This is a genomic window from Jutongia sp. SJQ-6, from assembly GCF_054161275.1.
In genome coordinates, this window is the sequence record NZ_CP195314.1 from 1,564,730 (window position 1) to 1,588,118 (window position 23,389).

Annotated in this window: 22 protein-coding genes; 3 read left to right on the forward strand and 19 right to left on the reverse strand. The window is 42.0% G+C overall.

Translation table 11 applies throughout. The annotated features are described in order from the left end of the window. Positions 1-6: 6 nt before the first annotated feature. From ACSAJE_RS07200 to ACSAJE_RS07275, 16 genes are all read right to left on the reverse strand, one after another. Positions 7-1,509 (reverse strand): hypothetical protein, encoded by a 1,503-nt coding sequence (locus tag ACSAJE_RS07200; protein ID WP_458008677.1) that lies wholly within the window; start codon positions 1,507-1,509, stop codon positions 7-9. Between the two features lie 229 nt (positions 1,510-1,738). Then, a complete protein-coding gene (locus ACSAJE_RS07205) occupies positions 1,739-2,383 on the reverse strand; it encodes an ATP-binding cassette domain-containing protein (RefSeq protein WP_458008678.1) in 645 nt (214 codons plus the stop codon). A 40-nt stretch (positions 2,384-2,423) separates the two neighbouring features. Then, on the reverse strand, positions 2,424-3,185 hold the full coding sequence (locus tag ACSAJE_RS07210; protein ID WP_458008679.1) for a hypothetical protein: 762 nt from the start codon (positions 3,183-3,185) through the stop codon (positions 2,424-2,426). Further along, positions 3,182-4,042: a hypothetical protein gene (locus ACSAJE_RS07215; protein ID WP_118689982.1), complete on the reverse strand. Its 861-nt coding sequence runs from the start codon at positions 4,040-4,042 to the stop codon at positions 3,182-3,184. The genes ACSAJE_RS07210 and ACSAJE_RS07215 overlap by 4 nt, the downstream gene beginning before the upstream one ends. Further along, on the reverse strand, positions 4,035-4,832 hold the full coding sequence (locus ACSAJE_RS07220; protein WP_458008680.1) for a hypothetical protein: 798 nt from the start codon (positions 4,830-4,832) through the stop codon (positions 4,035-4,037). Before ACSAJE_RS07220 ends, ACSAJE_RS07215 begins: the two co-directional genes overlap by 8 nt. A 127-nt stretch (positions 4,833-4,959) precedes the next feature. Next, positions 4,960-6,369: an AMP-binding protein gene (locus ACSAJE_RS07225; protein ID WP_458008681.1), complete on the reverse strand. Its 1,410-nt coding sequence runs from the start codon at positions 6,367-6,369 to the stop codon at positions 4,960-4,962. A 3-nt stretch (positions 6,370-6,372) separates the two neighbouring features. Continuing rightward, on the reverse strand, positions 6,373-6,681 hold the full coding sequence (locus ACSAJE_RS07230) for an acyl carrier protein (protein ID WP_458008682.1): 309 nt from the start codon (positions 6,679-6,681) through the stop codon (positions 6,373-6,375). A gap of 583 nt (positions 6,682-7,264) precedes the next feature. Continuing rightward, a complete protein-coding gene (locus tag ACSAJE_RS07235) occupies positions 7,265-8,494 on the reverse strand; it encodes a hypothetical protein (RefSeq protein ID WP_458008683.1) in 1,230 nt (409 codons plus the stop codon). 112 nt (positions 8,495-8,606) lie between these two features. Beyond that, complete coding sequence (locus tag ACSAJE_RS07240; protein WP_458008684.1) at positions 8,607-9,671, reverse strand: hypothetical protein; 1,065 nt, start codon at positions 9,669-9,671, stop codon at positions 8,607-8,609. 36 nt (positions 9,672-9,707) lie between these two features. Beyond that, positions 9,708-10,121 carry a DUF6483 family protein gene (locus tag ACSAJE_RS07245; RefSeq protein ID WP_022025604.1) on the reverse strand — a complete coding sequence of 138 codons (414 nt, stop codon included), beginning with the start codon at positions 10,119-10,121 and terminating at the stop codon, positions 9,708-9,710. Position 10,122: 1 nt separating this feature from the next. Next, complete coding sequence (locus tag ACSAJE_RS07250) at positions 10,123-10,959, reverse strand: hypothetical protein (RefSeq protein ID WP_458008685.1); 837 nt, start codon at positions 10,957-10,959, stop codon at positions 10,123-10,125. Positions 10,960-10,972: 13 nt separating this feature from the next. Further along, a complete protein-coding gene (locus ACSAJE_RS07255) occupies positions 10,973-11,782 on the reverse strand; it encodes a hypothetical protein (RefSeq protein ID WP_118690286.1) in 810 nt (269 codons plus the stop codon). Then, positions 11,779-12,429 carry an ATP-binding cassette domain-containing protein gene (locus ACSAJE_RS07260; RefSeq protein ID WP_118690287.1) on the reverse strand — a complete coding sequence of 217 codons (651 nt, stop codon included), beginning with the start codon at positions 12,427-12,429 and terminating at the stop codon, positions 11,779-11,781. Before ACSAJE_RS07260 ends, ACSAJE_RS07255 begins: the two co-directional genes overlap by 4 nt. Positions 12,430-12,471: 42 nt before the next feature. Beyond that, positions 12,472-13,695, reverse strand: a complete 1,224-nt coding sequence (locus ACSAJE_RS07265; protein ID WP_458008686.1) for a hypothetical protein — start codon at positions 13,693-13,695, stop codon at positions 12,472-12,474. Between the two features lie 57 nt (positions 13,696-13,752). Next, positions 13,753-14,211: a hypothetical protein gene (locus ACSAJE_RS07270; protein ID WP_458008687.1), complete on the reverse strand. Its 459-nt coding sequence runs from the start codon at positions 14,209-14,211 to the stop codon at positions 13,753-13,755. A 184-nt stretch (positions 14,212-14,395) separates the two neighbouring features. Further along, positions 14,396-14,542 carry a cyclic lactone autoinducer peptide gene (locus ACSAJE_RS07275; protein ID WP_458008688.1) on the reverse strand — a complete coding sequence of 49 codons (147 nt, stop codon included), beginning with the start codon at positions 14,540-14,542 and terminating at the stop codon, positions 14,396-14,398. A 251-nt stretch (positions 14,543-14,793) separates the two neighbouring features. On the opposite strand from ACSAJE_RS07275, the gene ACSAJE_RS07280 reads away from it, so the two are divergent. The 3 genes from ACSAJE_RS07280 (at position 14,794) to ACSAJE_RS07290 (ending at position 17,519) form a co-directional block, all read left to right on the forward strand. Next, a complete protein-coding gene (locus ACSAJE_RS07280; RefSeq protein WP_458010055.1) occupies positions 14,794-15,342 on the forward strand; it encodes an accessory gene regulator B family protein in 549 nt (182 codons plus the stop codon). A 115-nt stretch (positions 15,343-15,457) separates the two neighbouring features. Next, positions 15,458-16,789: a sensor histidine kinase gene (locus tag ACSAJE_RS07285; protein WP_458008689.1), complete on the forward strand. Its 1,332-nt coding sequence runs from the start codon at positions 15,458-15,460 to the stop codon at positions 16,787-16,789. Between the two features lie 10 nt (positions 16,790-16,799). Next, entirely contained in the window at positions 16,800-17,519 is a 720-nt protein-coding gene (locus tag ACSAJE_RS07290) for a LytR/AlgR family response regulator transcription factor (protein WP_458008690.1), read from the forward strand. Here ACSAJE_RS07290 and ACSAJE_RS07295 read toward each other — a convergent pair whose 3' ends face one another. The 3 genes from ACSAJE_RS07295 to ACSAJE_RS07305 are packed head-to-tail and all read right to left on the reverse strand — an operon-like array spanning position 17,520 to position 23,237. Then, positions 17,520-18,533: a transglutaminase domain-containing protein gene (locus ACSAJE_RS07295; RefSeq protein WP_458008691.1), complete on the reverse strand. Its 1,014-nt coding sequence runs from the start codon at positions 18,531-18,533 to the stop codon at positions 17,520-17,522. A gap of 22 nt (positions 18,534-18,555) precedes the next feature. Further along, positions 18,556-19,773, reverse strand: a complete 1,218-nt coding sequence (locus ACSAJE_RS07300) for a BMP family ABC transporter substrate-binding protein (RefSeq protein ID WP_444156596.1) — start codon at positions 19,771-19,773, stop codon at positions 18,556-18,558. Then, positions 19,770-23,237, reverse strand: a complete 3,468-nt coding sequence (locus tag ACSAJE_RS07305; protein WP_458008692.1) for an HD domain-containing phosphohydrolase — start codon at positions 23,235-23,237, stop codon at positions 19,770-19,772. The genes ACSAJE_RS07300 and ACSAJE_RS07305 overlap by 4 nt, the downstream gene beginning before the upstream one ends. Positions 23,238-23,389: the final 152 nt, after the last annotated feature.

Genomic DNA, 23,389 nt, shown 5'->3' on the forward strand with positions numbered 1-23,389 from the left:
TAGATATTACATTGCGTGTAAATGACTATGCGATATAACTACTTTCTTCACGTTCTTATTCTTCAAAAAGGCTTTCTTTAAAGTTGTCTTTGCATGTTTCACCTTGGTCAATCTGCTGAGGTCTAACACTTTCACAGACGTGTTTTGAAGTATTTTATAATTAGGAGAAGCCGGTTCATAAACATAATCCGTATCTTCAAATAGTCTTGCCTGTTTATCCAAAACTTCTGCAAAATCATAATTTTTAAGCCAAGTTTTTAATCCATTTTTATTATTTGGTAGCGTGAGACGTTTTAACGCTAATCCTTTCAACTTTAATGAATACAACTTACTGCATTTTGCTAAATTTATTGTTTTTAATTTCTTGCAGCCAATCACTTTCAACGCTTTCAGCTTCTTACAGTTTGATAACTTAAGCGATTTACATCCCTTCTTATCAAGACTGGTGAGTGTAAGATATTGCACTGACTTTGGAAGCTTTACTTTGAAAATCCCATAGCTGGCACATTCTAATGTATTAAGACGGCTGCATTTAGAGGCATCTATTGCTGCGCATTTTGCACTAACAGATAAGCCCTTCAATGCTGCCATTTTGCCGAGGCGGACCTGCTTGATCGGATATTTCCCAGATTGCGTAACACTGGCCAAACGGAGTGTCTTATTGGTCGGTGACAGATCAAGCTTATTTATTCTGCAACCGGTAACAGACAACTCTGCGATGTTCTTGTTTTTCTGCAGATCAAGTACTGTGACAGGCGAAGCTTTCTCTTTTCCATTTTGAATTACATTAAGCCCAAGTGACAGATATTTGAGTTTATCCATCTTTCCATACTGCAGCTTCTTGACATATGTTTCCTTTAAGCCCAATGTCTGCAGATTTGGTGTGTTTATTGTGTATTCATCCGGAAGGTTACAAGTCTTGATCAACAGCTTCTTCATCTTCTTTGAGACAATCTGCATCTTTTGCACTTGAACGCCTTCCAACGACAAACTTTCACACTGCATAGAATCATCTATAACAATAGATGTATTCTTCGCCAACATTCGTTTATCAGAATCCTTATATTTGGCATCTACAGGATCTGCATAAGCATAATTAACTCGAATTGTTTTTACCTGTTTGGTATACTGGAAAAGATCACTTGCAATCTTATAGCTTGACTGAGGTTTTCCACTTCGACCAACTGATATACTTTTTAGTTCTGCAAAATACTCTACACCTTTAAAAGCGGTAATGCCTTTGGCGGTGCGAATTACATTTCCCTGAACTCCTGTATTTTCTGTTGTCTCAATAACGATCAGTTCTGTCAGTTTTTTCTGTTCTGATGTGTCAAGTATTTGATCTTTGTTGCTGTCGTACTGTGTGGCAATTTGACGTATCTGTGCATCCGGGAAGTTTTGTTCGTTAATACCTATGCCGTTACTTGCCGAAGCAGTTCCATTCCCCATAACAACTGCGGTTCCTCCAACAATTAACATTGCAAGCACATTTTTTACTAGTTTTCTCATATCGAAATCCCCCTTTTGATAGCATTTAGACTTTATTATCTCCACTGGTCTTTCATACACATCATCTCTTCAACATTAGATCATAAAGTACAAAATGAATGTATGTAAGATGTCCACTTCTTATACTTTTAGTACATCAAAAAAAGGATGATTCGTCAATATGTTCCAAACAATCTTAATAATTCTTAAGAATTAAACATTCTCTCCTCCCCTCATAAAATTTTACCAATCACATTTGCACAGCCTTAGCCGTAAGCACACCATTTTCCATATGAAACAATCCATCTACCTCCTGCTCCACAAAGGTATGATCATGACTGACTACCACAACCGTACAGCCCCTTTGAACTTCTTCCAAAACCACCTTTTTGAACGCATCCTTCGCATCCGTATCCAAACCATTCGTTGGTTCATCAAGCAGCAAAAGATCCGGGCTTGATAGAATTGCCTGCGCTAACACTGCCTTCTGTTTTAAGCCCAGCGACAACTTTGCAAATCTCATGTTCTTTCGGTCTGTTAATCCCATTCTCTGAAGCGTCTCTTCTATCTTCCTTTTGTCACATCCACCGCTTAACTTTGCATAATATTTCATATTCTGATACACGGTCATATCATCATATAATCCTATATTTTCGATGCTTAAACCTATATTTACCACCTGCGTCAGTTTCTTCACTTTTTTGCCGCCGTAGTGCACTTCTCCGTCATCCGGATGGATCAGTCCCGCCAGCAGACGCAGCAGCATTGTCTTACCACTTCCGTTTTCTCCGATAATTCCATAAAGTTTTCCTTCCTCCAGCGTCAGATCTACTCCTTTTAATACCTCTTTACCACCCAGTTTTTTATTGACATGAATCAATTCAATTCGTTCCATTTGTGTTCCTCCTTTTCTGTCTGTCCGGCAATCTGCTCCGTCAATATCCTTCACTTTCAATTTTAATAAGATCGATATGCTCCAGCCACTTGGCACAGGCTAAAATAAGAGCTGTAATCTCTCCCATAAACACAGTCAGCATTTTCAAAAAACCTATTTTCCCTGCCGTTGTATAAACAAACATAGCGCATGCCGGATTTAATGCAAGCATCCACATGGCATCCTTATATTTCCGGTAAGGTTCATACATTCCGATCATGATCAATGCAGCTAACACGACCGTCCCAACGATACAGGAAGCACTCCGTCCAATCCGAATATCTGAAACCACCGTAAACACAGCCGCAAAATATACCATCATAAATAATGCCAGCCATGCCTTTGGCAGCACTGCGGAATGCGGAATAACCAGTCGTTTATGCACATAGTAAGAACTAAGTTCGTAAACAATGGTCAAATAAATCCCCATATAGACTGCGCATATAACAGCCAACCCTGCCATCCTGCGGACAAGCCATTTCGTCCGCCTGTGCATCCGCACCAATGCGTAGACTCCCTGATTCAGGATCTCTCTACTGAGATAATCATGCATGACAAAAATAAACACAATCAATACAAACAGATTCTGCATACCCAGCGTCAATGAATGTGTTTTCACCACTTTAATAGAATCAAAGATGCTGCTGACAAACATATCATCTGTCGTATTTCCCGGATAACAGGTTCCAAACAGAAATGTAAGATTATTGAAAAAAGCCAAAAAAGCAGAAGCAATCATCAAAAAAATTATTTTCTTTTTCAAAAGTACATCTCCAATCCCCGGATTCGTCTCACCGCAATCAATATCCCTGACAATAATACAAGACCTATATTTATGAGCAAAAATATTTGTGTATACCCTGTATTCCAACGGTCGCCAACACATAGGACATAGCTCAGATCGAATCCCTTAATATACTGTGAATAACGCATCGTAAAATAAAAGCATCCATATAATAATACAAACACCAAGGCAAAGCTTCTGGTCAGCCACAGGCTGCAGGCATATGCGAACAATCCAAGCACTCCTGCAAACACTGCGATCACTATGCAAAATACAAACAGATAGAGTACCGTATGTGTCACATAATAGCCCATCAGAGGCATCGGATGATTGTCTGCCAGATCCATGTAATATAATTCCGTGTATCTTTCCCCAAATGGTGTCGGATAGGCTTCACCATAGGTCAGCTCACATGCCAGCAGATTCAAAGCATAACACACAAACACCATAACTGCATTCCCTGTAAAGTACGCCATTGCTTTAGCAGACAGATAACGGAACGGGCTCGTCCGCTGCATGACCAAAGCTGCATTGCGGCTTCTTTTCGTCTCCTCATACCACGCTGACACACAGGGAAGTGCCATGAGAAGCGGAAAGACCTTGATAAATATCGGCTGATATTTATTGAAACTCTGATATGCTCCCATAAAATAGCCGCTTGCGGCATACGGTTCCTTGACAAATCCCCGGATTATCCAACTGGCGGTGTGTAGATAATCTGCCGCAGCATACAAAAACAACACCATAAACGCAAGCCAAAAACTCCGCTTATGAAATAATCGGTAAAGTTCACTGACATATACCCGCCATATACTGCTGTATTTCTTTTTATTCATTACCTGTACGCTCCTTTCGTTTCCAGTTGGCTGCAAGTTCTGCATAGTTATCTCCCACGTAATATCTCAAGATTGCATCTTTGGTGCGATACCATTCTTGTAAGATCCCTGTTCCGCATGTAAAAAGATCATAATCAGATAACTCTTCTATCGTATATACTTTTCCTTTTTCAATGATCTTAAGGGTCTGGCTGTCAGAAAGCCGCAATGGAGATATATCCCAAGATGCACTATTGCCTGTTGAATAATTTATTGGCAGCTTAGCTCCATGCGTCTCAAACTTTTCTGATATATCTGAATTTACTATTTTATCGTAAACCAACAAATAACATTCATTCTGACGAATCATAGGGGTAATATTACTTGTCTGATATATATTGTCTTTTTTTGGAATATAATTACAGGAATACGTAACCGAAATCGTCTCTCCCTCTTTGACAGAGCCATCACTCTTAATGCTCTTAAACAACTTCATATGTCCTGTTGCTGATCCTGAAGTTTTTATAAAATCATCGGACACATAGAATACTCCTACATTTACATACTCATCGTACACATGCTTTAATCCCTTTTTCGTACGGTATTCTTTTATACCATCCTGCCACGATGCAGTAACGTCATCCTTCTGTCCAACCAGATCATTGAGATCAAATTGCACCTTCATGTTATCCCATGCCGACATCCGCGTTCCGGATTTAAATAGCGAATGTGATATAGTATCTCGGCAGAGGATCCCAGCACCAAGACAAATCATACATACTACACTTATAAAAATGAATTTCACTTTCATATATTTCTTTCCCTCCTATTGTGATAACTTATGAATTTAGTGTAAACAACTGTTGTTTAAGATTCAATGTGGTTTTTGTTTAAGATTTGTTTAAAATTTACCCCGGCAAAGCATACTCTTCCAGGGTTCAATACTGTTGCAGCTTTTTATAATCCAACTTTCCATTCATCGTACGTGGCAGCTCCTCTATCTGAATATACTTCACACTGCCACGCAGGATCGGATAGCGTTGCAGCACACGTCGTTCCCATGCTGCATCCGGTTCATTCGTTCCAAATATCCCGATCATTTCCCGCTCTCCGTCCGCAGTCATGACCGCTGCAACCTTCTGTCCAAACATTTTTCCAATCTCTGTCTGCAGTTCATCCAGCCCCACACGCTGACCGCATATCTTCGCATAACGGTTCATACGTCCGGTGATATACAGATAGCCATCCCCATCTATATACCCTGCATCCCCCGTATAGCGAAGCACCGTATATTTATACGATTCCTGCTCTGTAATAAACAATTGGTTCAGACTGTGTGCATATCCCAGAAAAACATTCTTTCCCTCATAAACAATTTCTCCACATCCGTTCTCATCTGCGAGTGAGATTGTCAGTTTTCCTCCGGGTATGACCGTGCCGACACTATCGATCTTATCCGGATGTTCATTAAGAAAAAAGCTGCTAATCCTGGCTGTTGCCTCAGTCTGCCCATACATAACCGCCAAATCCACATTTCTACGTTCAGCCTCCTGCAGCAGATATTCCTTCATACTGCGGCTCATCGCTCCCCCTGCCGTTGTCATCAGCCTTAATGCCTCAAATGTCCGGTCAAACACATGCAGCTTACGGTACCATTCATATGCATATGGCACACCGCTGATAGCGGTTACTCTGTTTTCTTCCAGATAGTCCCAGCATTCCTTATGAAAAATATCGGTTTCCGGGATAAGCAGACAGCCTCCGGCATAGATCGTGGAATTGACCACAGAAAGACCATAAGAGTATGAGACAGGCATAAGCACAGCTGACCGCTCTGTACAATCCATACGCAGAGACTCGGCGATCGACTTGGCATTGGCCGCCAGATTTGCTTTCGTAAGCATCACCAGTCTTCGCCCGCCGGTACTCCCCGATGTTGGTATCAGTAACGCCAGATCCTCAAGCCAATGATAAGTAAGTTCAAAGCCGGCATTGCCCCGGCTTGCGATCACATACCCGTTCCACTCACAGGCAGTTTCATAGCATTGATACCTCTTTCTGTTTTCGGAACACTCGGTCTGTCCACCGGAATATTGTGGCAGATTCCGGTTCTTCGGATACACAAACCACTGTGGCCGGTACTCATCCATATATTCCTGCACCTGCTCATCCCGCATTGACGCATTCAGCAGGATCAGCGGAACATTATTTTTCAGGAAAAAGCCATATAACGCAATGGATTCTGCCGAATTATCTGCCAGCAAAAGTGCATGCTGTCCTTTGTGTACGGATATCGGTATTGTCCGGATCAACGATATGATATTCTCTGTTGTGACCATCCTGCCCATCCGTCATCCCTCCCGCACCTGTCTGGCTATCATTTCACAAAAACCGCCTGTATTGCTGAAATTTTCACTCAACAGATCCACATCAGCAAACGTAATGCCAAAACACTCCTCCACATCAGCAATGATCTGCATCACCATCAGCGAATCCGCCCCCAGATCTTCAAAAATGTCGGTTTCTTCCGTGATCACTATAGGATCTCCGGTCTCCGGATCCGATTCTACATATCGACGCAGGATCTCTGATAACTTTTCCAATATCATCGCATTGTCTGTCATTGTGCCGTTACTACTGCCGTCTGTCATTCTATCCATCACTTTCTCTCCCTCTAATTATTTACTCAAACTTCCCATACCGAAAATTATTCTTCGAACCACATATTGCTTATTATGTCAAAGTATACTATGTATTTTGCAGCCACTACATAGTGATTTCTGCCGTCAGAGAACTATAGTAATTGCCTTGCCGCATTTTCGTTTTTAGTGATTTCTAGATTTTGTTGTCTCTGATGATTGATTTACATGCCTTACGGAGAACTCGTCGTCCCGGAAGCAAGGTGTTCATCATTTTTGAAAGGGACTTTGCGCTCGTCGTTACTTATGTCTCGTACTTCAGAGACATTAAGTAACGTGACGTAGCGCATCGTAGCGAAAGCGTCCCGTCAAAAATGGATGATACCTTGCTAAACCGGGACATCTCAGACAATCCTTCAGGCATGTATTCATCAGAGACTTAACAAAATAAGAAATCACGCAAAAACTCTGCATCCTGCGGCAATTATCTTAGCTCTCTGACGGCAGAACAAGTTAGCTTGTGGGCTGCAAAATATCATATTTATTGCTGACATAATAAGCAATATGTGGTTGTTAGAATTTGAGTTATGGGAAGTTTGAGTTATTAATCTGCAGCACTTTCTACATCCCCTGTCTGCTCCGGTATCATGCACCAAAAAAACTTCAACTTGCCGGTCAGTTCATCCGGGAGAAGCTGCTCATAATATCGAAATAAAAACGCTGCCTCCCCTACCAGGCTGTCCCGGATAAATTCACAGAATAATCCCTCGATCTCTTCCGGTTCACCATCTGTTGCCATAAAAATCTCAAACGTATCCACTGTCGTCTGCCGCACCTGATACTGATAGATCCGTCCCTCCATGCAGCACTCTACCGCCTGGATAACCCTGCGGAACAGGTTGGCAGATATCCTTTGTCCGTCCTGCAGACGGATCATGTCATCTTTTCTTGCACCGGTCAGTTCTAATACTGCTCCATGGCAGCCACACGTACAGGATACATCTTTCCACCCGGCAATATCCCCTGTATCATACCGGATAAACGGCATCACCTTATTATGCCGTGCTGTCACGATCACATGACCGGTTCCCGCCGCCCGTTCCTGTTCCGTAAAGGGCTCGATCTCCACATATACGTTATGATCCATCACGTGCAGATTTCCTTCCGGGCATTCATATGCGATCGATCCAATCTCATTACAGCCGTATTGGCTGGCCGTTACTGCATCAAACGCACTTTCAATAAATCTGCGCTGTCGATCCGTTACCATTTCACCACTCAGCTCGATATACGTCAGCGATCCCGGGACTTCTGCTCCCGTCTCATATATGTATCTGGCTAAGATCATGGCAATGCTTGGCTGTAACAACAGCCACTTCGGTTGAAAAGCATAGATCCTGCCAAAGATCTCATCCAGCTTTTCCCGTTGCAGCAGTTCTTTGGAAATGCCCAGATAATTCTTCTGTTCGTCATACTTTGTTTGTCCATAATGATCTCTCAGGGTAAAGAAAAAACAAAATTTTGAATCGGTATTGATCCCATAATATTTCCGCCGGTACAGCCAGAGTGAAAAAAGCTGTCCTGCGCTTTCCGCATTGGTAGAAAACGCCTCTAAGCTGATCCCGGTCGACCCGGAAGTATATGCACTTTTCACCTCCGGCGTGCCAAGTTTGGTGTAATATTCCCTGGAAATAATAGATACTCCCGCATGCGCCGCCTCCTCTTTGGTAAGGATCGGCAGGCTCTTTCCATCCTGCAGGTTGGCACCTGCATATTTTTCCGCATAGAATGACGTGTATTCTACTGCATACTGTACTAACTCTTCTCTCGTCACATTCATCCTCTTTTCTGTACGGTAAATCCGTTACTGCGTTGTTCGAACCAATGAAACCTTAGATATCTGCATTGATCAATGTTTTTGTCTGATGTGACCTCTTACAGCCACATCAGGTCTCCACCAAAGAAATCAACGTTTTCGTCGCACAAATGTCTTTTTGTTTCATCGCCTGCAGCCGTTCCCGAAGTCTGCGTATGGTCTCCAGATCATCCGTCACGGTATATTTGATATACATATTCTGTGCGATCAGGCTTTCTTTCTCCAAAGTTTCCAGTTCCTCATGCAGCGTATCATCCATTGCTGCATACCCATGCTGCACCATATATTGATACCGTTTTCTCATTAAATACTTGTGATCACACATCTGCACCAGACTGCGCCAGTCATGCGCAGAGTATTCATCATCATACTCAAGGATCGCCTGCATACTCCGATCGATCAGATCATAGCACTGTGCTCCGAAAAAGACTTCATTCAGATAATCTTCTCCATCATGAAACGGATCCGGACAGAGTGTCCGATCCATATAGCAAATACCTCTCTTTGGTTCCAGATAGTCCTGTAACTGTTCTTTTACATATCCGGGAACAAAATCATACGCCTTTTCCTTCGCACCATATAAGATCACTCCATAACACCACTCTTGTCCGGTGATCAAAGAAAATGCCGTATCCAGCTGATCATACGATATCTGTTTTTTGGCATACTTCCCATTTTCAAAGTTATCGGTAATATAAACACATTTTGCAGCATCATCGTACCCATAAATAAATGTAGGATGATGATATCCATGATTTCCGTGCATATCATCGCGAAAAAACTGATCCAAAAAGGTAGAGATATAAAACCCTTCTTCGATTGCCGAGATCACAAAACTGTGAAATTTTGAAAATAATCCAAACACAAAAGAACGTGGCAGTACATATTTATCTATGAACGGACACAGATCAAACATATTTGGTGCAAGATAGTGAATAGCATATGGATAAAATGTAACACTGGAATCCGTCTTGTTCCATTCACGATTGATATAGTGAGTTCCACGCAGCTGTATAAAATGATTGTATATCCATTTCTCCCCTTCCTGCATCGACATCAGGATCTCAAAAAGAAAATTCTGCTCCGGCCATGCTCTGATCCCCATCGCCCCCAGCGGAAGCACCTTTGCTCTCATACTTTTCCTTCGAAACATCATCTTTCCTTCCTGCATTTACAAAAGCAGACGGCATATCATATCGGTATCTATATGTAATATATGCATCACGCTCAAAATGCCCTCTTCAACTTCTTCTCTGCTGTAGGAAGACCTCTCCAAAAAAGCATCATCTTTGTCGTTGATATACTTATATATCTGTAGAGCCACCTCAAGCATTGCCATTTTCTCAGACTCAGACGGATGCATATCCGGCCTCCTCTGTTCCGTCTCTTCGATAAGTTCATTTTCAACTTCGTTGATCTTTCCCTCATCGATCATCCCCAGCCAGACCTCATATTTGTCTTTCTGTGCTGCATTTTCCAAAAATTTTGGCTGCTTAAACCGGTTTTGTCCAAACAGCATCACACCGATACACCGCAGCGTGTTGTATACAGCCCGCTTTGTTTTGTTTGTCTGATACTTTGCCATGTTAATGTATCCTCTCTTTCGTGATACCGACAACATAATAGACCAAAAAAGTGACCAGAGTTACGCTCGCAAACATGACCGCTGTGTACTCTGCTGTCACCGTGATGGCACCTTCTGACATGTTGATCACACTTTTCAAAGAAAACCTTTCGTACTGTGCCTGGCCGCCAAAAAGATACGCCATATAGGAATACACGATAAATGGGATAAATACCACTGACATCCTCTTATGGATAAACTGGGAAAGTAACAGCGCCGTTCCGGCAAGCATCCCCCCCGCCAGCATGTTGACGAACCAGTAGATCAGCATGTAGATCCATGGAGCCGTATAATAAAACTGCGAAAACATATTTCTGTCCATTATGACGCTACGTTGGGCTCTCTGGTACAATTCCGCACACGGATACTTTGTCGCACACAGTGCAAACGACAGCGCTAACGGTAATAACACTGCAACGGCACCACTGACATATGCTGCGATGTATTTTGCCAAAAAATATCTTCTCTTACTCTGTCTTACCAGAATGTTTCTGGTATAATGCAGCTGCTCATCACGTACCAGGCTTGTTCCAAACGGCAGCACGGCGAGGATCGGGAACAAAATATAATAAATCCCGTTATACGGTAGGAACATATTGTCTCCGATATATTTTTCAAATGCTATATACGGATAATACGTCACATCATGCTGTTCCAACATCATTTTCCGTATCTCCGCAAAGTGCCTGTCCATCTGCAGCGAACTATATAAGTTACCGGCAGCCAGGATAACCGCCACTAAAACTACAACTAACATCCCACGACTACGAAATGCTCTTCTTAATTCCGTTTCGATCATAATTCTTTCCTCTCTATTCTTTAAACAGCAGATCTCTACGCTTAAACAGTATTGTTCCGATGACAATGCATACAATGATCCCTGCTATGGAGCACCGCAGATTGCCAATATACCCAATCGGCGTCTTCAGCATACGGACCGGGATTCCCCAATTGCCCCACAGGAAAACACTCTGTTTATACGCCGAAATTCCCTGTATCACCAACAACAGTATGATTGCCACTGCCGGCGACCAGACTACTTCTAACAGCATCTGTAACAGACACAGAAACATCATCACAGCAACCGGAATAAACAGAACCACGGCACACACATCTGCCGTCTTCCAGTTTAAGAATCCTTCCACCGACGTGGTGACGAGACGCTTGGTCAGATGCATTTTCATCGGGATACCGCGCCATGCAAAGATAAGAAACATCGGTATGTAGTAGATCACATAGGCAAGCAGTGTGCTGAACATACACCAGACACATTTTGACAGCCACCAGCCTGCACGTGACCGGCTCTTCACGATCATGACGCTGCCATGCTCTTCCAGATCCCCGGATGTATATCCGTTTACCACCAGAAGCATAAATGCCTGCATGATCAGCCATATCGTCGGAAAATTGTATGAATGCAGTGTATTTGGCTGATAAGGCTGTGTTCCTGCCGTCATGATCAGCCAGTGATCCAATAAGGTTCCCGGATTACGCACTTTATAATAATTCAACACCTGTCTCACGGCATCTGCCACTCCAAGCAGCAGCGGAAGCAGGTAATATCCAAAACGTCTGACGGTACCATAACGCAGATCGTACTTCAACATCCTTCCAAACTTCATGCTGCCCCTCCATTCTCCTGTCCCTCGATCCTTCCATCGCGCAGATGCACGATCTCATCTGCAAGCAGGTTCATCTCTTCCTTGTCATGACATGCCACGATAATGATCCGTTTCTCATTCTTCAGGGACAGAATAAGGCTTCGTATCTCTTCCACACCTTCTCCGTCGATCGCATTGATCGGCTCATCCAACAGAATGATGTCCGGACTCCCAAGGATTGCTGCAGCTATGCCAAGCCTCTGTTTCATACCGAGAGAATACTTCTCTACCTTTTTGTGTCCGGCATCTTCCAGTCCCACATCACGGATCAGCTGCCGGATCTCCTCTTCAGGCACTCCGCCCTGCATCTTTGCCAAAAGTTTTAAATTCTGGGAAGCATCATATTCCGGAAGAAGCGACGGATTTTCTAACAATAATCCAATACTTCTCGGAATCGATATATTTTTATGCAGCTGCTCACCATTGATCACGATCCGTCCGCTTGTCGGACGGATCAGTCCGGATATCGCCCGCATCAGCATGGTCTTGCCGGAGCCGTTCTTACCTTGAAGGCCATACACTGTTCCGCCTTTCATTTCCAAACAGATATCCTTTAGTACGGTGGCGTTTTTGATCTTCTTTGTCACGTGTTCGATTGATATATTCATACTGTCTTATCCCCTTTATCATTATTTCCTGTTATCTGTTCCTTATTTCTTCTTGATCTGCGAACTTTTTACCAGTATGTTGACTGCCGTTCCGAGCACACCCGCACGTGGATCCAGCTTATCCGGATCCGAAATACCATCGCTTCTGCCGCACAGCCGCACGTAAAAGTCCGTCTTGTCAATGTCCCAGTACTTCTTATGGCAATACATCTGTTTTCCGGTAACACACGTTACCTCTTCTCCCGGATTGAGCTGAATGACATCCGGATAAAACTCTGTCTTTTTACTACAGGTAAAATATGTATTATCCCCTTTATATGCATACCTGCCATCTTTCATATAATGTCCCGTCGCCGGTACGGAAGCACGGATCCGTTTTGCCGTATCAGAATAGTTTTTGATCCTGCACTTGATAAACATCATATACCATGTACCTCCTTTTGCGGTCGGATCATCGTTCCGCACGTTTCCCTTCGAATCCACCAACTCCGGATAATACAGACCTTTTCGTTTATACTCTTTATAGCGTTTAACATTTGTGGTATACGCAACCTCTTCGATCCGATATCCCACTTCCTCATAAATGCACTCCTGATCCATGTCAAGGATGGAACCCTCCGGTGTATCCTTTTTCTTTGCTTTCTGTTGTTTTTGTGCAGATTTAGAGGAAGTACCTGCCTTATATGTAATGTTCGAAAGACTGATCTCACGGATGTCCGGATACGATGTCAGTACGATAGAAAACGGCAGCTTCTGCAGATCACGAAAATGAGCATCGGAAAACGATATTTCATACAGTTCATACGGCAGCGTTACCGGCACCTCTACGCCCGGTGCAATGGCGAGCATACAGGACTCAATGTGATTGATCTCACAAAACATCTCTGTGGACAGGGCATTGCCATACGCCGGGGATTTAATAACGATATCTGCGAGATTCAAATACTGCATATGCTCTGAACTGTTTTTGATCCGCATCTTTACCAAAAGCACTTTCAGACGTCCCGGCTCTCCTTTTGCAACATCTCCGTCAACATCCAACATGGGTTCAATGACCGGATACTGCTCCTTGATCTTGGAATAGTCGCAAATCATATTTTTCAGTACCGTATACTCTGTTCCGTTTATGGTCTGTGACTTCCTGTCGCTGAATGTTGTCACTTTCAGCCGATCATTCTCTCTGTTCACCTGATCAAACGAATATATCCCATAGCACAGCGCTGCACCAATACACAGTAAGATCAGACATTTCATTCCTGTTTTCATTCCGTTCCTCCATCCTGAATCATCCCCTCAAGTTCCCCTCGATTAAAAACTGCTCTCTTACTTAAAGACAACGTAAGAACTATTTGCGGTGCTGTCCGGACTCCACACTCCCTGGGTAGCCTGTTCCTTGCCGGAATTGATATACAGACGGGCACGGTTACAACCATCCTCACGTACTGAATTGGTAATGATACCGTGAACTCCCACCGGGATCTTGACACAAGAACTGCAGTCGCGCAGATTAATATGCTTATCCGCAGGGATGCTATAATAACTGCCCTTTACAATCGTGGACGTGGCGGCATATTTTTTCGGATAGCAATACACCTTTGATGTATTCTTTTTTTCTCTCCATCTCGTATAACATGGATCTTCGTCCAAGCCCTTGACGTATGAATACTCCTCATCCGTAACGTTGCCGGCTGCCGACGCGAGCGGACTGGTTGACAGCATGCTGACCGCTGTCATACTCAACACAATACCGTAACTTAACAGTTTTGTTTTATTGAATCTCATATTTTCCTCCATTTCTCATGCAGAAACTTTATATTTTCTGCATTATCGTGTACTTCCACAGCATACACAGACCTAATATGCTATAATTATCGTGTGTTCTTTTAATCTGCGGTACAGAGGGTCTGTTCTCAAGTACTGCAGATTTCTTGGCGTAATAGCAATACGCCCATGTAGATTTCTAAATCTACTCCCCTGTGTGATGCCGTAACTCTTCTGGCAACATTGGCTCATAACATCTGCCTCGACAAGGCATAGTTGCAAAAATATTAGCCATAAACGCTGCAAGCATCAACATTCCTGTGGCTAATTTTGAACTCAAAATTCCTTTCATACCTTACAATCCTCCTTTCCCTAATTTCACATTGCCACTATAGCATCCGCATTATCCGGTTTCAATAACTTGGCGTTGAATTGCGTTTTTTTGGCGTTGAATAGTTTTTTTAATATTGACTTTTCTATTACAGTGGCTATATTTTAAGAATATAATGAACTTACAACCATTTTCGTATGCTCCACATTATACCCACAGGAAGGATGTTAAAAATGATTCACAGATTATCAGAACTATTGACACAGTATTTTATGAAATATGGACAAGCTACAGACAAAGCAGAAGTATATATATACGGCATTGAATGTTTTATCAGTGAATTTATTGGCAATTTATTATTATTATTAGTAGCGATACTTTGGCACCAGATCTCAGCTATGATCATATGGACGCTCAGCTTTCTCTTGATACGAACACAACTTGGAGGATTCCATTGTAAGACACACTTTAGCTGCCTGTGCCTCAGCACCAGCATTGGCATATTTTCCTTATTGATCAACAGATTTTGGCTGTATCATCCCTCTTTCTGTATCCCCACATATATTGCCTGCCTGTTCATTATCTACCACTTTGCTCCTATCAGGCATCCAAACCATCCTTTATCTGCTAATCAGATCCAACATGCCAGAGCAAAGTGCCTACGTAATTTTTTTGTTCTATCCGTACTCAGTGTAATATTATACCTTTGCCATTTACCTTATTATAGCTCCATCTGCTCTGGCATTATCAGTTCCTGTATTTTAGCGCTCATGAGCCTCAAAAAACAGTTTCCTACTAAAACTGACATGTTAATATTATGATTCCCATAATTCACAGTCACAGTCTCAAATTCATCGCCGTCAATTGACTTATGTAAATACATATGCTAATATGTAGTTATTACATATATAAGATATAGTTAAGGAGTACTAATTTATGATAGAAACTATTTGGGAAATAATGGTAAATCTATTAGAGAGTACAATATTTATCCTATTCTTCACACGAATATTTTCCGTACGTCCGATATACACATCTTATCGACACCTTGGAATTTTCGGTGCTATTATTATAGAAACGGCTATTACATGTTTTTGTAATATAAATAATATGAACTATGGTTTTGTTCAACTATTGTTGTTATTATTTGATTTACTATTACTCCTCGCCTTATTTGATGGCTCACTTGCTAAAAAGGTGTATGTATCCATACTCCCTACGTTGATCAGTTTGATTGCAGATAAGCTTTCCTTTTCATTATGTGATCAACTATTTGCATCGACACTACGCTCATTTGATCTAGGGGGTGATCACCGTTATTGTTCTACTTTCGCGTATTTACTAATATGTGCTTTATTTTGTATATTGTTTGCAAAATTAATGAAAGCAGACTTAATGATGTCCTCTTTTTTATACGCTGCAACATATATAACCAGTATACTTGGCGTGATCTGTTGCAATATATTATTAGATATCCTGATCACTTATGAAAAAAATATCCCACAAAATATATTTTTTCGTCTTCAGGGAATCAGCTTTAGCGTCATGATAATAATCCTGTTTATGATTCTATTGATCTTCCAGATCAGTGCTACTAATAAACGAAATGCAGATCTAGTACAAAAGCAACATCAAGAACAAACTGTATTAGCTGAATTGCAGCATGCCAAAGAAACTGCAGATGGAATACGGGCATGGAAGCATGACTACAAAAATCATCTGTTGACTCTAAAGGGACTCGCCGCCAATCATAAAGATTCACAGATCACACAATACATACAATCCTTGCAGGACAATCTCCCGGATTATCTAAATGATGTAAATACAGGGGTGGCAAGTATTGATGCTATTGTGTCCGGCAAGATACGTTATGCCAGATCACAACATATTGAATTAAAGCATTCCCTATTGGTCAACGATAAAATGCCCTTATCTGATCTGCAATTAACAACGATTTTAGGCAATCTATTAGATAATGCTATTGAAGCATGTATAAGACTGCAACATCAGGATCCCGCAGCACAACCATCTATTGTGCTATCCATGAAACCTTTCCGTGCCGCTCTGCAGATCATTGTGCAGAACACATCAACAGGTGAATATTTAACCGATAAAGATCATGCACTGCGAACCAGCAAAGCAGATACAAGTCAGCATGGTTTTGGACTACTCAATGTGCAAAAAACTGTAGAAGCTGCAAATGGGATTATAGACATCACAAAAAATTCCACTTCTTTTTGTGTGACTATTTTAATCCCGGAGAAATAGGAGAACGTATATGAAACCAGAATTAAACATAGCAATGATCGAGGATTCTCCCGCTCACTGCCAACAATTACAAACCACCTTAAACCAATGGGCCAAAGAGCAATTTGTTACATTACATACATCCGTTTTTACAGATTGCGCTTCGTGCACTCTTGATAAGATGCTTTCTTTTGATGTTATTTTTTTAGATATCGAACTGCCGGATGGCTCCGGATTAACACTTGCTCAATCTCTTCGCAATGCTAATTATCTTGGTACGATCATTATATTATCTGCCCACGAGGATTATGCACTGCAGGGATATCGCGTACGTGCCTTGTATTATATTGTCAAACCAGTCACCTTACTAGAGATAACATTCGCATTATCACCGGTGATCACACAGCTTATGGATGACTGTTATACCATTTCCATATCCAAACACGAAACAAAACAGATAAAATACTCTGACATTATAGCCTTTCGCTGTATCAAATCTTCCCATTATATTGCCATTGATACAATAACAGATTTGTATCGGCAGCGATCAACTATCAACACGCTGTGTGATGCTCTTCCTGATTATTTTCTTCAAACCAACCGTTCTACTATTATGAATATCAATCACATACAGAGTATCTCCCAAAAAGATATCACTGGAAGTAATGATCTGATCTATCCTTTATCTATAGAATATGCGGATGATGTAAAAAAACGTTGGATCCGATCTTCGAATCCCTATATTAACTGATCAGTCTCCCGGACGAAACTTTCCATTAACTGTACAATGGGTTTTGTCTGTATATTGTTTCTGCGTAGATCCCTTGAATACCGGAAGATACCGTTTTGGTTTCGCTGTATTGTAAAACAACGGATCGTAGCATTTTCCATTCACGACTGCCCACACATGCGTTCCCGAAAAACGATCACTTGTGTCCTGCGCAATAACAACACGCTTATAGCCAAGTTCCGAAGCCAAAAAAGCAAATCCAACGGACAATGTACGGCAGTCTCCGGTTTGAAAACGGTATAACGCATCTGCAGATTTCGATGTCCAGCCTTTCTTACCATCACATTTTCGTTCGGAGTAATCATAATTTTTCACAACCCACATAAAACATTTGTCCAACTTTTTGGACTGAGACATTGCTTTTTTGCGATGCTGCTTCTGAACACATTCACGAATGATCACACGCGCATGCTCCCTGGCAACCGCTTCCTTACGCTGCTGTTTTGTCAGTTTCTTACCAGATGGCGCATAACAGGTATGCTTATTCCGATAATAAGCAACACTGCCATCCAGATTCATAAAATACTGTGTTCCCTTTTTGCTATAGTCCCTGCTATACATATAGCCATGATCAATATAGTAGTATTTTCCACTAATACGGTAGATCCCGCGTTTCACTGCCAGTAAGCCCCTGGCATCAAAGGAAAATCCTCGCGCCATACCATTTTGCACGAGTTGACCATTCTTTTTAGTAAAGATAATTTTGAATCGCTTAGATCGGCATAAACCAATATCATTTACTTTACCAATACGATAATATTTATTGCCGATACGGACATGCCACCCTGCCACCGTCTGTCCATGACGATCGGTCAAATACCGTTTGCCATCCGCTTCATTTTGCTCAATGCGGTAACGCTCACCATCTTCCGACACAGTCTGTGCCGAAACCTTCGCTGTATTTCTACCACTTAACAGCATCATAATTGCTGCTGCCCCAAACGTGATCTTTATTATTTTTTTCTTGGCTGACATATCTTCCTCCATAGCGTCATTTTTATTGTTGCGTATCCATTTCTTTTACCGTGACAATATCATCCAACTGATAACAAAATCCCGGTGCAGATGCTTTCGCATTTTCTTGATATTCTTTGGTCAGATCTATCTTGTCGGAAGGATTCAACGGATTTACCCCCGTATATTTGCCATAGAACACCTTGATCTGTCCTTTGGCGAATCCATCAATCGCGCGTTTCACAGCCTTCCTGGTCCCGGGCGCTGCAATTACTTCATTCAACTCCAGCATTTGTACCCAATTGTCTGCAAGTCCGCCCCACGCATCATTCTTTTCTTTTTGTACATCCAGTTCACTTTCAATCTTTTTGCCATCCAATACCGCTTGAATCACTGCGGATTCATAAGGCTCCCAATTGACTTTGCAACCGATCAGAGATGTTGTAGGTGCCACGCTGGTCATGCCTTGATTGTAACCGACATGATACACTTCATATTTGTCGGTCTGGCTCATCTCCTCACAGGCAACTGCCGGCCCTGTGGTATCTGAGTGCTGCGATATGATCACACAGCCATCTTCTATCAACGACTTTGCAATCTCCTTTTCATACGAATAACTACTCCATGTATTTGCATAGCAGACCGTCATAACTGTCTCGGGAACGACGGAACGTGCCCCCAGCAAAAAAGCCGTATATCCCGATATTACTTCCGCATAAGCATAAGCTCCAACATAACCAATCTTAGCATCTTGCGGTGTAATCTTACCTTCTGAGATCATTTCCTGCAATTTCATGCCAGCCACAATTCCAGCAATATATCTTCCCTGATATACTGCTCCCATGTAGGTATGGTAATTAGAAACAATGGGATTCTGATTCGCATTGTCCCCTGTTGCCTGACAAAATTGTATTTCCGGATATTTCTTAGCTACTTCTTTCGTTGTCTTACCATATCCATAACTGGTCGCAAAGATAACATCACATTTTTCTTTTGCCAATTCAACAAGCGGTTCCTCTACTGCATTTTCAGGTACATTAAATTTCTCTACGACCTGCACCTTATCACCAAACTGATTTTCAATGCTTTTTTGTGCCCGAATAAAATTGTACACATAAGGATTACTTTCATCCCCAATATAGACAAAACCAACTTTTATCGATTCTTTTACCTGACTTTTTTGTACAACACAATGCCATACACCCGCTAAGCCAACTACCAAAATACAAGTGATCAATGCTGCCATTTTTTGTTTCTTCATGCTTCTCCCCCCTCGTATCTCTTCGACGGATCGATAATGCCCTCTTTTATCAGCGAGATCATAATTTTAACAATATTGGGATCAAATTGTGTTCCACTTCCCTTGTGAAGTTCTGATAACACATAATCCATATCCATCTTTTGCCGATACACACGATTCGAGGTCATTGCATCAAACGCATCGGCAATCCCAATAATTCTCGCATTTAATGGAATTTCCTCTCCTTTCAGCCCCTTGGCATATCCTTTGCCATCATAACGTTCATGGTGATATCTGGCGCCATCCGCCACATCCTGCACAATTGTGAAATCTTTTAGTATATCACCGCCGATCAACACATGACTCTTCATGATCTCATACTCCTCGTCCGTCAATCGTGACGGCTTATTAAGTACGGCATCCGGTATACCGATCTTTCCAATATCATGCAGCAATGCGATCTTACGCAAAGCTTCACATCGTTCTTTGCTCCAGCCCATCCGCTTTGCAATTAGCACGGAATATTCTGCAACGCGCTCCGAATGCTGGCTTGTATTCTCATCTCTGGCATCGACAGTTTTTGCAATGGCAAGAATCGTCTCATTACCCATCTGCGCCTGTTTTTTGGCTAATTCAATCTCGCGATTCTGTCGCTCAATCACGCGGTTGCTTTGCAGTCTCGTGATCAGCCATGTAAGGTACATAATGATCATAACCGCAATAATAATATAATATGCCTTAAACCACCACGTCTCCCAAAAGCGTTCCGGCTTTTCGATGGAATACGAACTGCTTTCGATCTCTTTCGTCCCGGTATAATCCAGTATGGAGATTACAAACGTATAGGTTCCAGACGGCAGGTTCGTATAAACGATCGTCCCAAGTTCACTTTGTCGGACAATATTCTTTTTGTGCTCAAATCCTTTCAAATAATAACTAATGTATGGATCTTCTTTGGTGTAATTCATAAGAATCGGTGTGATCTCAATCTTATCCGCCGACTCTCCGATCGATGTCGTTTCGCTTTTACTGATATAATATTTGGTTCCATCTACCGTAATGTCATTGAGCCACATACGATAAATGGTTTTATTTTTATTATACTGTTCAATATTTACCACATACACTCCACTATTACAGGACAAATAATAGTTACCTTTATCATCGATATAATTCCAAGCGTTAGCAGTAAGTGAACCATCCAGTCCTCTTTTGCCATCGAGCAATTCATACGTGTATTTTTCATTTTGGATCAAACTGTCCTGAGTAACTATGTAAATACCTGCACTGCCTAGTATCCATACTTTACCATCGCTGTTTACCATTGCATCGTAGTTGTTCGAGTACGGAAAACCGGACAGGCTTCTGCATTCCAGCTTATCATTCATATAGCATAATCCGTTGCTGGTAATGATCAAATATCCTTTATCAAGCGCAACAATGCGCAAAATAACATCGGAAGTAAGTCCCGCTTTCATTGAAACCGTACGCTGTACCTTATTATTACGGATCACAGCAATACCACTTCCATCACTTCCTGCTAAAATAGTTCCATCTGAACACTGCAGCATACACAGTATCTGAGGATTGCCTAAGCCGTCCTCCTCGCCGATCGTTGCCACTACTTTCCCATTTCGAATAAAATCTATTCCTGTATTTTCAGATGCTGCCATCGTCCCATCTTTCAGCTCCATCACTGTTCGAAAGCGATTGCTGATGGTTCCTTTATTCGGTCCGTATTCTGTGATCTGCAGAGATGGTGTCACTTCGAGTAACCCCTCCTCTCCGGAGATAGCGATCCAAAGATGACCGGCAGAATCTACTGTCATGCAACGGATCCTTCGTCCTCGAAGCTTGCGTGTCAATTTATTGTCACTCACACACTGTTGCTTTTCATCAATGATCTGCAGTCCATCGTCCGTTCCAATGTATATGCAGTCCTGCCATTTTGTCACTGTATTAACAACACGTTTCTCCAATGAGTACTGTCGAAAAAGATCCGTGAAGCAGGTTTTAGACAACTTGAGAAGCCCCAGGCGAGAAGATGTAAACCAAAGATTTCCCTGATAATCCATCGTCATATTGTCAATAGAACTGTTGAACGTATTCGTATCAAACGTATGAAACTTCTCTCCTTGCAAATAGCCAATACCGCTTCCACTGCATACCCAATAGTTTCCCTGATCGTCCGAAGCAATACTGCTTATCTGTTGAAGATTTCCCGTTGTATAGCGTTTTATTGTTCGATATTTTCCATTAGTTTTGCGGAGACGATACATTTCATTTGTCGTTGTTCCGACCAGCAGATCCCCATTGTCCATATACTTACAGCAAGTATAAAATGTTTCTGCATTGCCGGTTTTTAACGTGAACGTCTCCTTGATCATCTGATTGTTGATAATGAATAATTGTCCTGAATTATTGACAACGGCAACATCGCCAGCCTTGCCTGTTGCTATAGAACGTGCATACATGATTTCCTGTAAGGTTTTGCGCACCTTCAGGCCATTATTGATCGTTACGATACTTAATGCATCCGAAGTACCTATGTAATAATTTCCCTGCTCATCTTCGGCAATACAGCGGATTGAGTTGGATGCAAGATCATTCTGCACCGTCAATATATTACTGATTTTATCTCGGACATAGATCGATACACCATTGTCATTGGTTCCGATCCATAAACGACCTTCCTCATCCTCAAACAAGCAATTTACATTTTTGACATCCTTCATATCGGACATCGTATCAAACGTAGACCCATCAAAACGATACAGCCCTGAATAAGTTCCGATCCACAAATATCCATCTTTGGTTTCTACAATATCATTTGCCTCACCACCGATCAGGCCATTCTCGCCATTATATACTGTCTGTGAATACGTCGATGTATATTTATCACCGGCTGTTGCTGCAACGCACTTCTGTCCACTGCCAATTAACGCCGCTGTAACGACAATACCGATCATTAAGGCACCTGAAGATTTCCGCTCTGCATTGCACTCGAAACGATCGCTCTTGATGATACCCAATATACCAAATATGATGCATACCGTAACCACTTTATCCGGAAAGTCCACAAGAAGCTCGGATAACACAGAGGCGATCACGACCGGAATACGATAATACCGGAACATATCAAATAAAGCATCCCCCCACAGGTTGCCGTTATACCCTTGAAAAAATATCAAGTTAAATGGTGTAGAGACAACGACTGCAACGACCGAAACAAGTGCACTGGTCGTAAAGACACCAAACCAGTCACGTATCATATGTCTGCGCATACAGATTCCCATAACGATTGCAATCGCAACGCTGGTAACTGCATACGCATAACTGGTGACATTTCTCATTCCGTACAGAATGTTATTCGTTGCACCACATAAAGCACCAAAAAAAGGGCCAAGTAAACACGCTGACATCCCCGTGCCGATGGAATCCATCCACAACGGCAAATGCCAGTCTGCTGCCAATACCTTTCCCATGTAATTTATCCCGATGCAAACAAGCATAATTATGCACGTATTGCTGACCGATCGTATTTTCTTTGTCATATTCCCTCCCATTTCGTCCCATGCAAACATTACAGCATTTGTAACACTGTATTCCCGAATACCAAACTTCCGGCATTTCGTTT

Coding starts and splice junctions, on each gene's coding strand:
- ACSAJE_RS07200 (WP_458008677.1), bottom strand. CDS start 1,509: ATGAGAAAACTAGTAAAAAATGTGCTTGCAATGTTAATTGTTGGAGGA.
- ACSAJE_RS07205 (WP_458008678.1), bottom strand. CDS start 2,383: ATGGAACGAATTGAATTGATTCATGTCAATAAAAAACTGGGTGGTAAA.
- ACSAJE_RS07215 (WP_118689982.1), bottom strand. CDS start 4,042: ATGAATAAAAAGAAATACAGCAGTATATGGCGGGTATATGTCAGTGAA.
- ACSAJE_RS07220 (WP_458008680.1), bottom strand. CDS start 4,832: ATGAAAGTGAAATTCATTTTTATAAGTGTAGTATGTATGATTTGTCTT.
- ACSAJE_RS07225 (WP_458008681.1), bottom strand. CDS start 6,369: ATGGGCAGGATGGTCACAACAGAGAATATCATATCGTTGATCCGGACA.
- ACSAJE_RS07230 (WP_458008682.1), bottom strand. CDS start 6,681: ATGGATAGAATGACAGACGGCAGTAGTAACGGCACAATGACAGACAAT.
- ACSAJE_RS07240 (WP_458008684.1), bottom strand. CDS start 9,671: ATGAGAGCAAAGGTGCTTCCGCTGGGGGCGATGGGGATCAGAGCATGG.
- ACSAJE_RS07245 (WP_022025604.1), bottom strand. CDS start 10,121: ATGGCAAAGTATCAGACAAACAAAACAAAGCGGGCTGTATACAACACG.
- ACSAJE_RS07250 (WP_458008685.1), bottom strand. CDS start 10,959: ATGATCGAAACGGAATTAAGAAGAGCATTTCGTAGTCGTGGGATGTTA.
- ACSAJE_RS07255 (WP_118690286.1), bottom strand. CDS start 11,782: ATGAAGTTTGGAAGGATGTTGAAGTACGATCTGCGTTATGGTACCGTC.
- ACSAJE_RS07260 (WP_118690287.1), bottom strand. CDS start 12,429: ATGAATATATCAATCGAACACGTGACAAAGAAGATCAAAAACGCCACC.
- ACSAJE_RS07265 (WP_458008686.1), bottom strand. CDS start 13,695: ATGAAAACAGGAATGAAATGTCTGATCTTACTGTGTATTGGTGCAGCG.
- ACSAJE_RS07270 (WP_458008687.1), bottom strand. CDS start 14,211: ATGAGATTCAATAAAACAAAACTGTTAAGTTACGGTATTGTGTTGAGT.
- ACSAJE_RS07275 (WP_458008688.1), bottom strand. CDS start 14,542: ATGAAAGGAATTTTGAGTTCAAAATTAGCCACAGGAATGTTGATGCTT.
- ACSAJE_RS07280 (WP_458010055.1), top strand. CDS start 14,794: ATGAAATATGGACAAGCTACAGACAAAGCAGAAGTATATATATACGGC.
- ACSAJE_RS07285 (WP_458008689.1), top strand. CDS start 15,458: ATGATAGAAACTATTTGGGAAATAATGGTAAATCTATTAGAGAGTACA.
- ACSAJE_RS07290 (WP_458008690.1), top strand. CDS start 16,800: ATGAAACCAGAATTAAACATAGCAATGATCGAGGATTCTCCCGCTCAC.
- ACSAJE_RS07295 (WP_458008691.1), bottom strand. CDS start 18,533: ATGTCAGCCAAGAAAAAAATAATAAAGATCACGTTTGGGGCAGCAGCA.
- ACSAJE_RS07300 (WP_444156596.1), bottom strand. CDS start 19,773: ATGAAGAAACAAAAAATGGCAGCATTGATCACTTGTATTTTGGTAGTT.
- ACSAJE_RS07305 (WP_458008692.1), bottom strand. CDS start 23,237: ATGGGAAAGGTATTGGCAGCAGACTGGCATTTGCCGTTGTGGATGGAT.